Here is a 14957-nt window from a genome sequence, read left to right as displayed (position 1 = left end):
CGCCTGAGTTCGTGGCCGTGACGTGCGAGGTTCGGAGGTGGCCGGTGGTGGACCGCACCCCCGAGGACGTCCTCCGGGCGACGTTGGCGATCGTGGCGCCGGGGACGGAGCTGCGCGACGGGCTCGAACGCATCCTCCGCGGCCGCACCGGCGCGCTCATCGTCCTCGGGTTCGACCGGCTCGTGGACTCCCTGTCCACCGGGGGTTTCGCCCTCGACGTGGAGTTCTCCGCGACGCGTCTGCGGGAACTGGCGAAGATGGACGGCGCGATCGTCCTCGACCGCGACGTCTCGCGCATCGTCCGGGCCGCCGTGCAACTGGTCCCCGACTCCTCGATCGAGACCAGCGAGTCCGGGACCCGCCACCGCACCGCCGAGCGCGTCGCCAAGCAGACGGGTTTCCCCGTCATCTCGGTCTCGCAGTCGATGCGGATCGTCGCCGTCTACACCGGCAACCGCCGGTACGTCCTGGAGGGTTCCGACGCGATCCTGGGCCGGGCGAACCAGGCCCTGCAGACGCTGGAGCGCTACCGCGCCCGCCTCGACGAGGTGACGGGCACGCTGTCCGCCCTCGAGATCGAGGACCTGGTGACCGTCCGCGACGTCTGCTCGGTCGTGCAGCGCATCGAGATGGTCTCCCGCATCGCCGACGAGATCTCCGGCTACGTCGTGGAGCTCGGCGTCGACGGCCGGCTGCTGTCCCTGCAGCTCGACGAACTCGTGGGCGGTGTCGGGCCGGACCGCGAACTCGTCGTCCGCGACTACCTCGAGGCCTCCCGCCACGAGGGGCCGCTGCAGGTCGTCCTGGAATCCCTCGCCGGCCTGCACTCGGCCGACCTCGTGGACCTGGCCTCGGTGGCCCGCGTCCTGGGTTTCTCCGTGGGCGGGGACTCCCTCGACTCGGCGGTGTCCCCGAAGGGTTTCCGCCTGCTGAACCGCGTCCCGCGCCTGCCCGGGGCGATCGTGGAACGCCTCGTGGACCAGTTCGGGGACCTGCAGAAGCTCCTGGCGGCCAGCATCGACGACCTCATGACCGTCGACGGTGTCGGCGAGCAGCGGGCCCGCGCCGTCCGCGAGGGGCTCTCGCGGCTGGCCGAGAGCTCGATCCTCGAACGCTACGTCTGAGGCCGGGCGGCCCGCCGCGGGTCAGCCCGTGAGGGCGAGGGTGATGGGCGCGGCCGCGACGCCGTCCCAGGTGCCGTTCACCGTGTAGGTCCCCGGCTCCACGGCCGGCTGACCGGTCGGGCACCCGGCTTCGGAGCGCTGGCGCGACCAGGTCGTCGTCTTCGACCGCGTCTGCCCCGGGGCGAGCTGGTCGGTGACGCTCTCGCCCCTGGTCTGGCAGTGGGCGCTGGACCACACCTGCGCCCCGCTCGCGTCGGTGACCGTCAGGACGCGCACGGCGCTGCTGGTCTCGACCGTGCAGGGCGTCTGGGAGGTGTTCTCCACCGTCAGGACGAGGTTCGGCGCCTTCCCGGGGCCGTAGGTCGTCGCCGCCGTCGTGAGGGTGACCGCGAGCGACTGGTCCGAGCAGGCGCCCGCCGCGGTCGTGGCGGTCGGCGCGGTGGCGCTGCCGGACGGGGTGGCGCCGGGCGTGCCCGTCGGGGTGGCCCCCGGCGTCGTCGCGTCGGCCGTGGCGCCGGTGGTCGCGACCGTGCTGGGGTCCAGCTTCGTCGGGCCCTGCGCCTGCGCGTCGTCGGAGGTCGTCAGCGCCCGGACGCCGAGGGCCACGAGCACGGCGACCACGACGAGTGCGAGCACGACCACGAGGCGTCGTCGCCAGTACGTGCCCTTGTCCTCCGGTCCGACCGGGTGCAGGACGCTGCTCACCGGGCGAAGGTAGGCGTGGACCCGGGCACGGTGGTGGAGGCGCGCCGCGGCCGCCGTGCGACGATCCACCGCGATGAGCACCACCCCCGCCTCCCCCCTGGGCGCCGCCTCGCTGCGGGACCTGCACGCCCGCGTCCTGGCCTGGTACGACGACCACGCCCGCGACCTGCCGTGGCGGGCCCCCGACCGCACCCCGTGGGGCGTCCTCGTCAGCGAGGTGATGCTGCAGCAGACGCCGGTCGCGCGGGTCCTGCCGCGGTGGCTGGAGTGGGTGCAGCGCTGGCCGACGCCGTCGGACCTCGCCGCGGAGGCGCCGGGTGAGGCCGTGCGGGCGTGGGACCGGCTCGGCTACCCCCGCCGCGCGCTGCGCCTGCACGCCGCCGCCGTCGCGCTGCGCGACGAGCACGGCGGCGAGGTGCCCGACGACCACGCCCGGCTGCTCGCCCTGCCCGGGATCGGCAGCTACACGGCGGCGGCCGTGGCCTCGTTCGCCTTCGGCCGACGGCACGCCGTCGTGGACACCAACGTCCGCCGCGTCCACGCCCGCGCCGTGACGGGCGCGGCCGAACCCGCGCCCGCGCTCACCGCCGCCGAGCAGCGGCTCGCCGTCGCCCTGCTGCCGGACGAGGCGCCCACGGCCGCCCGGTGGGGCGTGGCCGTCATGGAGCTGGGCGCCCTCGTCTGCACGGCCCGATCACCGCGCTGCGACGACTGCCCCCTGCTCGACCGGTGCGCCTGGGTGCTCGCCGGGCGCCCCGCCCACGACGGGCCCGCCCGCCGCGGCCAGGCGTGGGCGGGGACGGACCGCCAGGTGCGCGGCAGGCTGCTCGCCGTCCTGCGCGCCGGCGCCGACCCCGTCACCGCCGAGGAGCTGGCGGCGTGCTGGCCCGACGCGCCGCAGCGCGCCCGCTGCCTCGACGGCCTCGTCGCCGACGGCCTCGTCGAGCCCCTCGACGACGGCCGCTACTGCCTGCCCCGCACCTGAGCCGGCCCCCGGGACGGGCCGGGTCAGTCCTCGCAGGAGCGGCGCAGCCGCTTGGTCTGCCCGCGCCGGCGCTTGGCGTCGAGGCGGCGGCGCTCAGAACCGCGGGTGGGGCGGGTGGCGCGGCGCGAGGCCGGGGGTGGGGCGACGGCCAGCGCCAGCAGGGAACGCAGCCTTTCGGCGGCGGCGGCGCGGTTGCGCAGCTGCGCGCGGTGCTCGGAGGCGGCCACGGTGACGACGCCGTCGACGAGCCGCCCCTCGAGCCGTTCGAGGGCGCGGACGCGCAGGTCGTGGGGCACCGACGGCGAGCGGAGCAGGTCGAAGGACAGCTCCACGCGGGAGTCGGTCGTGTTGACGCCCTGCCCACCGGGGCCGGAGGACCGGGAGAACCGCTCGTGCAGCTCGGCCTCCGGCACGGTGAGGCGGCGGTTGACGACGAGGTCCACGGCCGCGCCTACGCCGTCCTCACGCCGACGACCGGCACCGCGGGCGACCGCCAGCTCACAGGTGGCTCACAGGTGGCTCAGCACCTCGTCGAGGACCTGGGCGGGACCGTCCTGCACCTGGACCCGGAACCCCTGCTCGTCGGGCTGCAGGTCCTCGAGGGTGTCGAGCTGGCTGCGCAGGAGCGAGGCGGGCATGTAGTGGCCCTCGCGGTGGGTGAGCCGGTCCTGGAGCACCTCGTCGGGCACCTTCAGCTCGCAGAAGACGACGGAGGGGTTGCCCTCGGCCAGCAGGTCCCGGTAGGCGCGCTTGAGCGCGGAGCAGGTGACGACGGCCGACTCCCCCGCCGCCTCGCGCTCACCGATCCAGGCGGCGATGGAGCGCAGCCACGGCCAGCGGTCCTCGTCGGTCAGGGGGTGCCCCGACCGCATCTTCTCGACGTTGGCCTGGCTGTGGAAGTCGTCGCCCTCGGCGTACGTCCAGCCCCGGGCCGTGGACAGGTCCTGGGCCAGCGTCGTCTTCCCGCTGCCCGAGACCCCCATGACGATGACGGTCGTGCTCATGCCCCTCCTCCTGCCAGACGTAGCATCCGGCTGTTGCCCAACGTGTTCGGTTTCACGCGCGCCAGGTCGAGGAACTCCGCGACCCCCTCGTCGTGGCTGCGCAGCATCTCGGCGTAGACCTCCGGCTCGACCGGGGTCCCCTCGATCTCGACGAACCCGTGCCGTTCGAAGAAGGCCTTCTCGAACGTCAGGCAGAACAGCCGGGTCAGGCCCAGGTCGTCGGCCCGTCGCAGGAGCGCCGCGAGGATGTGGTGCCCGGCGCCGGCGCCCCGGACGGCGGGGTCGACGGCGAGGGTGCGCACTTCCCCCAGGTCCTCCCACAGCACGTGCAGGGCACCGCAGCCGACGACGCGGCCGTCCAGTTCCGCGACCACGAACTCCTGGACGGCCTCGTACAGGGTGATGAGTTCCTTGCCCAGCAGGATGCGCTGGCGGGCGTACTGCTCCACGAGGTCGCGGACGGCGCGGACGTCCCCCGTCCGGGCGGGACGGACCCGGACCTGGGGGTGGACCTCGGAGCTCGGCACCCGGTGATCCTCCCAGACGGGCCCGGCGCACCCGCGGGAGCCCGTGACGGAGCCGGTCGGGAACGCGCGACGGCCCGGCACCCCGAGGGGTGCCGGGCCGTCGCGCGTGCGGACCGGGTGGGTCAGTCGTCGGCGCTCGTGCCGCCGTCACCGATGGGGACGGTCACCGGCAGGTCCTCCTTGGACGTCCCCTCGAACGTGAAGGTCGCGTCCTTGCCCTCGCCGGAGGCGTCGACCGAGACGATCTGGCCGGCGCGCAGCTCGCCGAACAGGATCTTCTCGGACAGGACGTCCTCGATGTCGCGCTGGATGGTGCGCCGCAACGGACGCGCCCCCAGGACCGGGTCGTAGCCCTTGGTGGCCAGCAGCACCTTCGCGGTCGGGGTGAGCTCGATGCCCATGTCCTTGTCCTTGAGGCGCTCGTCGACCCGCTTCACGAACAGGTCGACGATCTGGACGATCTCCTCCTGGGTGAGCTGCGGGAACACGACGATGTCGTCGACGCGGTTGAGGAACTCCGGGCGGAAGTGCTGCTTCAGCTCCTCGTTGACCTTCGACTTCATCCGGTCGTAGTTCGTCTGCGAGGTCTGCGACCCCGCGGCGAACCCGGTGCCGACGCCCTTGGAGATGTCCCGCGTCCCCAGGTTCGTCGTCATGATGATGACGGTGTTCTTGAAGTCGACCATGCGGCCCTGGGAGTCGGTCAGGCGACCGTCCTCCAGGATCTGCAGGAGCGAGTTGAAGATGTCCGGGTGGGCCTTCTCGACCTCGTCGAACAGGACGACGGAGAACGGCTTGCGGCGCACCTTCTCCGTGAGCTGGCCGCCCTCCTCGTACCCGACGTAACCGGGGGGGGAGCCGAACAGGCGCGAGACGGTGTGCTTCTCGGAGAACTCGCTCATGTCGAGCTGGATGAGCGCGTCCTCCTCGCCGAAGAGGAACTCCGCGAGGGCCTTGGCCAGCTCGGTCTTCCCGACGCCCGTGGGGCCGGCGAAGATGAACGACCCGCCGGGGCGCTTGGGGTCCTTCAGGCCGGCCCGCGTGCGGCGGATGGCCTGCGAGAGCGCCTTGATCGCGTCGTTCTGCCCGATGACGCGCTTGTGGAGCTCGGCCTCCATGTTGAGCAGGCGCGAGGACTCCTCCTCGGTGAGGCGCACGACGGGGATGCCCGTCGCGGTGGCCAGCACCTCGGCGATCAGCTCCTCGTCCACCTCGGCGACGACGTCCATGTCACCGGACTTCCACTGCTTCTCGCGCTCGCCCTTCTGCGCCAGGAGCTTCTTCTCCTTGTCGCGCAGGGAGGCCGCCTTCTCGAAGTCCTGCGCGTCGATCGCGCTCTCCTTCTCGCGGCGGACGTCGGCGATGCGCTCGTCGAACTCGCGCAGGTCCGGCGGTGCGGTCATGCGGCGGATGCGCAGTCGCGCGCCCGCCTCGTCGATGAGGTCGATCGCCTTGTCCGGCAGGTACCGGTCGTTGACGTAGCGGTCGGCCAGCGTCGCGGCGGCCACCAGGGCGGCGTCGGTGATGGAGACGCGGTGGTGCGCCTCGTACCGGTCGCGCAGGCCCTTGAGGATCTCGATGGCGTGCGGCAGCGTCGGCTCGGGGACCTGGATGGGCTGGAAGCGCCGCTCCAGCGCCGGGTCCTTCTCGATGTGCTTGCGGAACTCGTCGAGGGTCGTCGCCCCGATGGTCTGCAGCTCACCGCGGGCCAGCATCGGCTTGAGGATGCTCGCGGCGTCGATCGCGCCCTCGGCGGCACCGGCACCCACGAGGGTGTGGATCTCGTCGATGAACAGGATGATGTCGCCGCGGGTGCGGATCTCCTTGAGGACCTTGCGCAGGCGCTCCTCGAAGTCGCCGCGGTAGCGCGAGCCGGCGACGAGGGCGCCGAGGTCGAGCGTGTAGATCTGCTTGTCCTTGAGCGTCTCGGGGACCTCGCCGCGCACGACGGACTGCGCGAGCCCCTCGACGACGGCGGTCTTGCCGACGCCCGGCTCCCCGATGAGGATCGGGTTGTTCTTGGTGCGCCGCGACAGGACCTGCATGACGCGCTCGATCTGCGGGTCGCGGCCGATGACCGGGTCCAGCTTGCCCTCGCGGGCGGCCTGGGTGAGGTTGCGGCCGAACTGGTCCAGGACCAGCGACCCCGAGGGGGTGCCCTCCTGCGGGCCACCGGCCGTCGCGGGCTCCTTGCCCTGGTACCCGGACAGCAGCTGGATGACCTGCTGACGCACCCGGTTGAGGTCGGCGCCGAGCTTGACGAGCACCTGGGCGGCGACGCCCTCACCCTCGCGGATGAGGCCGAGCAGGATGTGCTCGGTCCCGATGTAGTTGTGGCCCAGCTGCAGCGCCTCGCGCAGCGACAGCTCGAGGACCTTCTTGGCGCGGGGGGTGAAGGGGATGTGACCGGACGGGGCCTGCTGGCCCTGGCCGATGATCTCCTGGACCTGCTCGCGGACGGCGTCCAGGGAGATGCCCAGCGACTCGAGGGCCTTGGCGGCGACGCCTTCACCCTCGTGGATCAGGCCGAGCAGGATGTGCTCGGTCCCGATGTAGTTGTGGTTGAGCATCCGGGCCTCTTCTTGGGCCAGGACGACGACCCGTCGGGCGCGGTCGGTGAACCTCTCGAACATGCGGCGCTCCTCGCGGGTGGTCGAGTCCGGACTGCTCGGGGGGGAGTCCCCCGACCGGACCATTCCGATGCTAGTCCCGAGCTGTGACACTCTCACTCCCACCGGCGGCGCCGGAGGGCACCTGACGGCGGTCGTGAACTGGTCCTGACCCGGTTGTCCTGACCAACCTGCGCTCCGGACGGGGTGTTCCGCCACTTCGTTCGCCGTCGGCGCAACGGTCCGCGGCGCCGGCTCAGGGCACGGGCACCGGGGCGGCGGGCCCGGTGTAGCGCGCCGAGGGCCGGATGATGCGCGGGTCCGCGGCCTGCTCCAGGACGTGGGCGCACCAGCCGACGACCCGGCTCGTGGCGAAGGTGGGGGTGAACAGCCCCGGCTCGACCCCGCACGTGGCCAGCACGACCCCGGCGTAGTACTCCACGTTGGCGTGCAGCGCCCGGCCCGGCTTGAGCTCGGCCAGCGCCGCGACGACCCGATCCTCCACCGCCACGGCGCGCTCGGCCAGCTCCCCGCCCAGCTCCAGGGCCGTCTCGCGCAGCAGCACCGAGCGCGGGTCGGCCGTGCGGTAGACGGCGTGGCCGAAGCCCATGACCCGGCGCCCGGCCGCGAGCTGGTCGCGCACCCAGCCCGCGGCGCGGTCGGGGTGGCCGATCTCGTCGAGGGCGGCCAGGGCCCGGTCCGGCGCCCCGCCGTGCAGCGGGCCGGAGAAGGCGGCGAGGGCGGCCACGACCGCCGCGACGACGTCGGCGCCCGTGGAGGCGACGACGCGGGCGGTGAAGGTGGACGCGTTGAAGCCGTGGTCGACCGTGGCGACGAGGTAGCGCCGCAGGGCCCGGACGTGGGCCTGCGGCGCCGGGGTCCCGGTGAGCATCCACAGCCAGTTCCCCGCCGCGTCCAGGTCGTCCCGCGGGGCCACGACCGGCAGCCCGGCCCGGGTCCGGTGCAGCGCGGCGAGCACCGTGGGCACGAGCGCGCAGACCCGCAGCGCGTCGGCCGCCCGCTGCTCCGGGGTCAGGTCCAGGACGGGGCCGGCCCCCTCGGCCGCCCCCAGCAGGGACAGCGCCGTCCGCAACCCGGCCAGCGGCGAGCCGCCCGCGGCCGCGAGCGCCGGCAGGACGTCGGCGAGCGCCGGGGGCAGGACCCGCAGCGGGGCGACCTCGGCCCGGAAGGCGGCCAGCTCGGCGGCCGAGGGCAGGTGCCCGCGGTGCAGCAGGAACCAGACGTCCTCGACGGTCCGCGTCCGCGCGAGGTCGACGGCGGAGTGCTGCCGGTAGTGGAAGAAGCCCTCCTCGCCGCGGACGTCGCCGAGCTCGGTGGTCGTGATGACGACGCCGCGCAGACCCGCGGGCACGTCGCCGGCGGAGGTGGTGGTGGTGGGTGCGTCCATGCCCGGAGCGTCCGGACCTTGACCGGTGCGGGTCAACGTTGATCCGATCAACCGTGGCCCCACCCGCGCCGTCACCCGCCCCCACCCTGTCGTCGGCCGAGGCGGCCCACCGGCTCGGGGTGCGGCGCGCGACGCTGTACGCCTACGTCAGCCGCGGGCTGCTGCACGCGCACCGCACGCCGGGCGGCAGCCTCTTCGAGGCCGCCGAGGTCGAGGCCCTCGCCGCCCGGGGCCGGGGCCGCCCGCTGGGGGCGGTGGAGACGGTCCGCAGCGAGCTGACCTCCCTCGACGACGACCGGCTGCGCTACCGCGGCCAGGACGCGGTCGCGCTGTCCCGCACGCACTCCTTCGAGGCCGTCGCCCGCCTGCTGTGGACGGGGACGGCGCACCCGGGCCCGTTCGCGCCCGACCCGGCCCTCGCGGCCGGGGTCGACGCGGTCCTGCGGGCGCTGCCGACGGGCACCCGGCCGGCCGCGCGGCTGCGCGTGGCCGTCGCCGCGGCGGGGGCCCTGCTCCCCTCCCGCCCGGACCCCGACCTCGACCCCGAACCGCTGCTCTCGGCCGTCCTGGACCGCGGGGGCGGGGTCGCCGCGACCCTCGACGAGGTGCTGGGCGCGCCCGGTGGCTGGGGACCGGCGCTGGTCCTGCTGGCCGACCACGGGCTCGCGGTCTCGACGGTGGCGGCGCGGGTCGCGGCCAGCGCGCGGGCGCCGCTGCCGGCCGTGCTGTCGGCGGCGCTGGGGGCGGCGGACGGGCCGTTGCACGCCGGCGCCCCGGTGGGAGCCCACCGGTTCCTCGACCGGGTGCTGCAGGACGGCCCCGCGGCGGTGCTCGCCGGGCTGGACGGCCGGGTGCCGCCGGGGTTCGGGACGGTCGTGCACACGAGCGCCGACCCGCGGGCCGACGCCCTGCTGGACGCCCTGCCCCCGGGGGAGGTCGCGCGGGCCCTGCCGGTCCTGCTCGTGCACGTGCTGCGCACCCACGGCGCGGGTGCCTACCCGAACGTCGACCTGGCGCTGGCCGCGCACGCCCTGAGCCGGGGGCTGCCGCCGCACGCCGGGGAGCTCGTCTTCGCGGTCGCCCGGACGGCCGGGTGGGTCGCGCACGCCCTGGAGGAGTACCGCGCCCCGGCCCTGCGGTTCCGTGTCCGCGGCCTTCACGGACCGTGATGTATCTAGAACTTTTGGGTTAGCATCCGACCGTGACCGCAGTGAGCATCAAGGAGGTCGCCGCCCGGGCCGGTGTCTCCATCGGGACCGTGAGCAACGTCCTCAACCGTCCCGAGACCGTCACCGAGGTCAACCGCCTCCGCGTGCAGGAGGCCATCGAGGCGCTGGGCTACGTCCGCAACGAGTCGGCCCGGCAGCTGCGGATGGGCCGCAGCCGCTTCCTGGCCCTCGTCGTGCTCGACATCGCCAACCCGTTCTTCACCGAACTGGCCCGCGGCGCCGAGCTGACGGCCGAGGCCGGCGGGCACACGCTCCTGCTGTGCAGCAGCGCCGAGGACCTCGCCCGCGAGCGCCGGCACCTGGAGGTGCTGCGCCAGCAGCGCGTGGCGGGGATCGCCCTGTCCCCCGTCGACACCTCGCAGGAGCGGCTGGCCGAGCTGCGCCGCCTGGAGGTGCCCCTCGTGCTGCTCGACCGCAGCGACCCGGACGGGGCGACCCCGTCGGTGTCGGTGGACGACGTCGAGGGCGGCCGGCTGGCCGTGGCGCACCTGCTCGCGGCGGGCCACCGGCGCATCGCCGTCGTCGGCGGTCCCCGCGGGTTCGTGCAGGTGGAGCACCGGATCACCGGCGCCCGCCGGGCCGTGGCCGAGGCCGGCCTGCCACCGGGGACGCTCGTGGAGGTCGAGGTCCCCGCCATGCACCTGGAGAACGGGCGGGCGGTCGGGGCCACCCTCGACTCCTGGGGCCGGCCGGACCGGCCCACCGCCGTGTTCTGCCTCAACGACCTGCTGGCGCTCGGGGTGCTGCAGGAGGTCGCGCGGCGGGGGATGCGGGTCCCCGGGGACCTGGCCCTGGTCGGCTACGACGACATCGACTTCGCGGCGGCGGCGACCGTGCCGCTGACGTCCGTGCGGCAGCCGACGGGCCTGCTCGGCCGGTCGGCCGTCGAGCTGCTGCTGCGACGGGCCACCGAGGGGGTCGCGGGGGTGCGCACGGTGGACGTGCGGGACGACCCGCCGGTCGTGCTGCCCGACCGGCAGGTCGTCTACCCGCCCGAACTCGTCGTCCGGGCCTCCTCGGCCTGACGGGGCCCGCTCAGACGTCCCGGCTGCGCAGGGCGAGGGCCCCCAGGCCCAGCAGGACCGCGACCCAGATCACGAACACGCCGAACCCGGTCCCGGCCGACAGGTAGCCGTCGCTCTGGGTGACGGTGGTGGCGTTCAGGTAGGTGTTGCTGAACCAGAACTCGCGGATGCGGTCCCCGCCCCAGGACTCCGGGACCGGCAGGAGCAGCAGCGGCACCACGAAGACGGCCGCGACCACGGTGCAGATGCCGCCCGCCGCGTTCCGGATGAGCGCGCCGACCCCGAGGCCGGCGAGCGCGACCCCGACGAGCATCGCGACGTTGCCCAGCAGGGCCCGGGCCACCCCGTCGTCCCCGAGGGAGACGCCGAGGTCGCGGGTGTCCAGCACGGCCTGACCGAGCAGGAACGCCAGGAGCACGGCCACCCCGGTGACGACGGCGACGTTCACGGCGAGCACCACGGCCTTCGCCCCGATGATCCCCAGGCGGCGCGGGGCGGTCACCACGGACGTGCGGATCATGCCGGTGGAGAACTCCCCCGCGATGACGATGACCCCGACCGCGGCGACGACGAGCGTGCCCAGCTGGGCACCGGTGAGGCTGGCCCCGACCCCGTCGAACCCCTGCGCGGCCATCGCCTGCCCGCCCTCGGCGGAGGACAGCACGGCCCGCGTCGCGAACGACGTCAGGACGCCGATGCCGACGATCGCGGCGAAGGAGACGACCATCGTCACGACGACGGAGCGCACGCTCCAGAACTTGATCCACTCCGAGCGGACCAGCCCGCCGAACGTCACCCGGTGCTCGGGTGCGCGGTACTGCTCCAGCGGCTGCGCCGACGACGTCGCGGTGCTCATCGGGCGACCTCCTCGCGGGCGCGACCGGACGGTTCGGGGACCGTGAGCGGTCCACCCCCGGCCGGCCCCTGCGCCTGGTACTCGACGGCGTTCGCGGTCAGTTCCATGAAGGCCTCCTCCAGCGACGCCTTGACGGTGGTCAGTTCGTGCAGGGCCACGCCGCGACGGGCGGCGGCGTCCCCGATGCTCTCGGCGCTCAGGCCGCGGACGTCGAAGCTGCCGTCGTCCATCGCGGCCAGCTGACCGCCCTCGGCGGCGACGAGCTCGCGCAGCTGCTCGACCTGCGGGGACCGGACGGTCACCCCGCGCGGCTGGACGCGGTCGACGAAGGCCTTGACGGACTCGTCGGCGATGAGCCGCCCCTTGCCGATGACGACGAGGTGCTCGGCCGTCAGCGCCATCTCGCTCATGAGGTGCGAGGACACGAACACGGCCCGGCCCTGGCGGGCGAGCTCCTTCATGAGGTTGCGGATCCAGAGGATGCCGTCGGGGTCGAGGCCGTTGACGGGTTCGTCGAACAGGACGGTCGAGGGGTCCCCCAGCAGGGCGGAGGCGATGCCGAGGCGCTGCCCCATCCCGAGGGAGAACCCGCCGGCCCGCTTGCGGGCCACCTCGCGCAGACCGACGAGGTCGACGACCTCGTCGACGCGCGAGCGCGGGACGCCGGCGGTGGCGGCCATCGCGAGCAGGTGCTTGTGGGCCGAGCGCCCCGTGTGGACGGCCTTGGCGTCCAGCAGGGCCCCGACGGTCGACAACGGGGCGCGGTGGGCGGCGAACGGCTTGCCGTCGACGAGCGCCTGACCGGCGGTCGGGCGGTCGAGGCCGACGATCATCCGCATCGTCGTCGACTTGCCGGACCCGTTGGGCCCGAGGAACCCGGTGACGATGCCCGGGCGCACGGTGAAGCTGAGGTCGTGCACGGCCACCTTCTTGCCGTAGACCTTGCGCAGGCCGACCGCCTCGATCATGGGGTGCCCCTTCGTGGTGGCGGGTGGTGGACGGGTGGGTCGCCCGGCGGCCCCCGTCGCCGGGGACCACCGCAGCCGAACGCCTCGATCCTCACGCACCGTCACGCCCGGGCGCATCCACCGATGGGTGCACCGGCCCTCGGGCGGAGGGATGGTCCCGCCCGGTCCCGCGTCCACCCGCAGCACCGGCGGGACGACGCAGGGCCCGACCACCGGTGCGGTGGTCGGGCCCTGCATCCTGCGAGGCGGGGTCCGCCTCAGTGGGCGGCGTCGAACGCCTGGAGGATCTCGGCGGAGATGCGGCCGCGGTCGGAGACCGTGTAGCCGTTCTCGCGGGCCCAGGTGCGGACCTCGCCCGTGTCGCGCTCGGGCCCGTCCGAGGACTTGGCCGCCGGGCGGGACGCGCCGGATGAACGCCGACCGGAGCTGGCGCGGCCGCCGACGCGGCGGGCGTGCCCCACCCACGGGGCGAAAGCGTCGCGCAGGGCCGCGGCGTGCTCGTCCGAGAGGTCGATCTCGTAGTTGACCCCGTCGAGGGCGAAGGTCACCGTCTCCGAGGCCTCGCTGGCGTCGATGTCGTCGACGAGCAGGACCTGAACCTTCTGCGCCATTCCGGGTATTCCTCTCGAAGGACGTGGTCGACCGATTCGCTGGTGCGCCGGTCGGGAACACTCTGACGCTTTCCAGGGATCAGGTCAAATCCCTCGGAATCCCGCTTTTCGTGTCGCCCCTTCACGCCGGGCGGTCGTCGCGCCCGCTTTCCGCCGCCCCTTCCCCGGGAACACCCCCGGGAACGCTCCCCGGACGCGGCCCGGAACCGGGGCGCTCGGCCTCCACCCGCCGAGCGGCGGCCCGTTCCCGGCGGTCGGCGTGCAGGATCGCGCGCATGAGCAGCACGAACAGGAGCGCCAGCCCCGCGGGGGGCAGCAGTGCGGCGAGTTGGTCCACGCCCCCAGGGTACGTCCGGGTGCGCACGCCCCCGGGGACGGCGCTCAGCGGGGCTTGACCAGCGGGAACGTGATGGTCTCGCGGATCCCGAGGCCCGTCAGGGCCATGAGCAGGCGGTCGACGCCCATGCCCATGCCGCCCGTGGGCGGCATGCCGTGCTCCTGGGCGCGCAGGAAGTCCTCGTCGATCCGCATGGCCTCGTCGTCGCCCAGGTCGGCGAGCCGGGCCTGGTCGACGAACCGGGCGCGCTGCACGACGGGGTCGACGAGTTCGGAGTACCCGGTCGCGAGCTCGAAACCGCGGACGTACAGGTCCCACTTCTCCACGACACCGGGGGTGCTGCGGTGCCCGCGCACCAGCGGGGACGTCTCCACCGGGAAGTCGCGGACGAAGGTGGGCGTTTCCAGGGAATCCCCGAGCCGGTGTTCCCAGAGTTCTTCGACGAGCTTTCCACCGGTCCAGCGGGCGGCGTCGACGGGAACGCCGAGCTTCTCCGCGACCGCGAGCAGGTGCTCGCGCGGGGTTTCCGGGGTGATCTCCTGACCGAGGGACTCCGACAGGGACGGGTACATGGAGATGGACCTCCACTCCCCGCCGAGGTCGTGCTCGGTGCCGTCGGCCCACGTCACGACGTGCGAGCCGAACGCGGCCTGCGCGGCCTCCTGCACGATCGTGCGGGTGAGCTCGGCGACGGAGTCGTAGTCGCCCCAGGCCTCGTACGCCTCGAGCATCGCGAACTCGGGCGAGTGGGTCGAGTCGGCCCCCTCGTTGCGGAAGTTGCGGTTGATCTCGAAGACGCGCTCGATGCCGCCGACGACGAGCCGCTTGAGGAACAGCTCCGGTGCGATGCGCAGGTACAGGTCGGTGTCGAACGCGTTCGAACGCGTCACGAACGGCCGCGCGCTGGCCCCGCCGTGCAGCGTCTGCAGCATCGGGGTCTCGACCTCGAGGAACCCGCGGTCCTCCAGCGTCCGGCGGACCGAGCGCACGACGTTCGAGCGCGCGCGCACGTTCTGCCGGGCCGCCTCGCGCACGACGAGGTCGACGTAGCGCTGCCGGACCCGGGTCTCCTCCGACAGCTCCTTGTGCAGGACCGGCAACGGGCGCAACGCCTTCGACGCCATCTGCCAGGAGTCGGCGAGCACCGACAACTCCCCCCGCTTGGAGGAGACGACCGTGCCGTGGACGAAGACGACGTCGCCGAGGTCGACGTCGGACTTCCACCCGGCGAGCGCGTCCTCACCGACCCCGTCGCGGGAGACCATGGCCTGCAGCCGGGTGCCGTCGCCCTCCTGGAGCGTGGCGAAGACGAGTTTCCCGGTCCCGCGCAGGAACACGACGCGACCGGTGACCCCGACCTCGTCGGTCGTCTCCTCGCCCGGGGCGAGGTGCTCGTAGCGCGTGCGCAGGTCCGCCAGCGACGTCGTCCGCGGCACCGAGACGGGGTAGGCCTCACCACCGGCGGCGATGATCCGGTCCCGCTTCTCGCGGCGGACCCTGACCTGTTCGGGCAGGTCCTCGAACTCGTCCTCGGGCAGGTCGGGCGTCTGGTCGTTCACCCGCCCCAGG

At 74.0% G+C, this 14957-nt stretch carries 15 protein-coding genes; 4 read left to right on the top strand and 11 right to left on the bottom strand.

The window, feature by feature from the left end; all coding sequences use genetic code 11:
* Positions 1-44 precede the first annotated feature (44 nt).
* Positions 45-1124, top strand: coding sequence for a DNA integrity scanning diadenylate cyclase DisA (gene disA / locus AB2L28_RS09730; protein WP_370718562.1), 1080 nt, complete (start codon positions 45-47; stop codon positions 1122-1124).
* Positions 1125-1145: 21 nt separating this feature from the next.
* On the opposite strand, the gene AB2L28_RS09725 is transcribed toward disA, so the two are convergent.
* Complete coding sequence (locus AB2L28_RS09725; protein WP_370718561.1) at positions 1146-1829, bottom strand: hypothetical protein; 684 nt, start codon at positions 1827-1829, stop codon at positions 1146-1148.
* A 73-nt stretch (positions 1830-1902) separates the two neighbouring features.
* Here AB2L28_RS09725 and AB2L28_RS09720 point away from each other — a divergent pair, with 73 nt between their 5' ends.
* Positions 1903-2814, top strand: coding sequence for an iron-sulfur binding domain-containing protein (locus AB2L28_RS09720; RefSeq protein WP_370718560.1), 912 nt, complete (start codon positions 1903-1905; stop codon positions 2812-2814).
* A 23-nt stretch (positions 2815-2837) separates the two neighbouring features.
* Here AB2L28_RS09720 and arfB read toward each other — a convergent pair whose 3' ends face one another.
* From arfB to AB2L28_RS09695, 5 genes are all read right to left on the bottom strand, one after another.
* On the bottom strand, positions 2838-3257 hold the full coding sequence (gene arfB, locus AB2L28_RS09715) for an alternative ribosome rescue aminoacyl-tRNA hydrolase ArfB (protein WP_370718559.1): 420 nt from the start codon (positions 3255-3257) through the stop codon (positions 2838-2840).
* A gap of 66 nt (positions 3258-3323) precedes the next feature.
* The gene (locus AB2L28_RS09710) at positions 3324-3818 is read right to left on the bottom strand and encodes a gluconokinase (protein WP_370718558.1); all 495 of its coding nucleotides are present in this window, start codon (positions 3816-3818) and stop codon (positions 3324-3326) included.
* The gene (locus AB2L28_RS09705; protein ID WP_370718557.1) at positions 3815-4345 is read right to left on the bottom strand and encodes an amino-acid N-acetyltransferase; all 531 of its coding nucleotides are present in this window, start codon (positions 4343-4345) and stop codon (positions 3815-3817) included. Before AB2L28_RS09705 ends, AB2L28_RS09710 begins: the two co-directional genes overlap by 4 nt.
* A 122-nt stretch (positions 4346-4467) precedes the next feature.
* Positions 4468-6978, bottom strand: coding sequence for an ATP-dependent Clp protease ATP-binding subunit (locus AB2L28_RS09700; protein ID WP_370718556.1), 2511 nt, complete (start codon positions 6976-6978; stop codon positions 4468-4470).
* A 232-nt stretch (positions 6979-7210) separates the two neighbouring features.
* Positions 7211-8362, bottom strand: coding sequence for a citrate/2-methylcitrate synthase (locus AB2L28_RS09695; protein WP_370718555.1), 1152 nt, complete (start codon positions 8360-8362; stop codon positions 7211-7213).
* Positions 8363-8415: 53 nt separating this feature from the next.
* Between AB2L28_RS09695 and AB2L28_RS09690 the strand changes: the two genes are divergently transcribed.
* Positions 8416-9531, top strand: a complete 1116-nt coding sequence (locus tag AB2L28_RS09690) for a citrate/2-methylcitrate synthase (protein WP_370718554.1) — start codon at positions 8416-8418, stop codon at positions 9529-9531.
* A gap of 32 nt (positions 9532-9563) precedes the next feature.
* Positions 9564-10616 carry a LacI family DNA-binding transcriptional regulator gene (locus AB2L28_RS09685; protein WP_370718553.1) on the top strand — a complete coding sequence of 351 codons (1053 nt, stop codon included), beginning with the start codon at positions 9564-9566 and terminating at the stop codon, positions 10614-10616.
* 10 nt (positions 10617-10626) lie between these two features.
* Here AB2L28_RS09685 and AB2L28_RS09680 read toward each other — a convergent pair whose 3' ends face one another.
* The 5 genes from AB2L28_RS09680 to lysS form a co-directional block, all read right to left on the bottom strand.
* Complete coding sequence (locus tag AB2L28_RS09680; RefSeq protein WP_370718552.1) at positions 10627-11472, bottom strand: hypothetical protein; 846 nt, start codon at positions 11470-11472, stop codon at positions 10627-10629.
* Positions 11469-12440 (bottom strand): ATP-binding cassette domain-containing protein, encoded by a 972-nt coding sequence (locus AB2L28_RS09675; protein ID WP_370718551.1) that lies wholly within the window; start codon positions 12438-12440, stop codon positions 11469-11471. Before AB2L28_RS09675 ends, AB2L28_RS09680 begins: the two co-directional genes overlap by 4 nt.
* A 257-nt stretch (positions 12441-12697) precedes the next feature.
* A complete protein-coding gene (locus tag AB2L28_RS09670) occupies positions 12698-13051 on the bottom strand; it encodes a histone-like nucleoid-structuring protein Lsr2 (protein ID WP_370718550.1) in 354 nt (117 codons plus the stop codon).
* 121 nt (positions 13052-13172) lie between these two features.
* The gene (locus tag AB2L28_RS09665) at positions 13173-13388 is read right to left on the bottom strand and encodes a hypothetical protein (protein WP_370718549.1); all 216 of its coding nucleotides are present in this window, start codon (positions 13386-13388) and stop codon (positions 13173-13175) included.
* Positions 13389-13432: 44 nt separating this feature from the next.
* Entirely contained in the window at positions 13433-14947 is a 1515-nt protein-coding gene (gene lysS, locus AB2L28_RS09660) for a lysine--tRNA ligase (protein WP_370718548.1), read from the bottom strand.
* Between the last annotated feature and the right edge of the window lie 10 nt (positions 14948-14957).

This window comes from Kineococcus mangrovi (assembly GCF_041320705.1).
Classification (GTDB): Bacteria; Actinomycetota; Actinomycetes; order Actinomycetales; family Kineococcaceae; genus Kineococcus; species Kineococcus mangrovi.
This window is presented reverse-complemented; position numbering and strand designations above follow the sequence as displayed.

Coding starts and splice junctions, on each gene's coding strand:
- AB2L28_RS09720 (WP_370718560.1), top strand. CDS start 1,903: ATGAGCACCACCCCCGCCTCCCCCCTGGGCGCCGCCTCGCTGCGGGAC.
- AB2L28_RS09710 (WP_370718558.1), bottom strand. CDS start 3,818: ATGAGCACGACCGTCATCGTCATGGGGGTCTCGGGCAGCGGGAAGACG.
- AB2L28_RS09700 (WP_370718556.1), bottom strand. CDS start 6,978: ATGTTCGAGAGGTTCACCGACCGCGCCCGACGGGTCGTCGTCCTGGCC.
- AB2L28_RS09695 (WP_370718555.1), bottom strand. CDS start 8,362: ATGGACGCACCCACCACCACCACCTCCGCCGGCGACGTGCCCGCGGGT.
- AB2L28_RS09680 (WP_370718552.1), bottom strand. CDS start 11,472: ATGAGCACCGCGACGTCGTCGGCGCAGCCGCTGGAGCAGTACCGCGCA.
- AB2L28_RS09675 (WP_370718551.1), bottom strand. CDS start 12,440: ATGATCGAGGCGGTCGGCCTGCGCAAGGTCTACGGCAAGAAGGTGGCC.
- AB2L28_RS09670 (WP_370718550.1), bottom strand. CDS start 13,051: ATGGCGCAGAAGGTTCAGGTCCTGCTCGTCGACGACATCGACGCCAGC.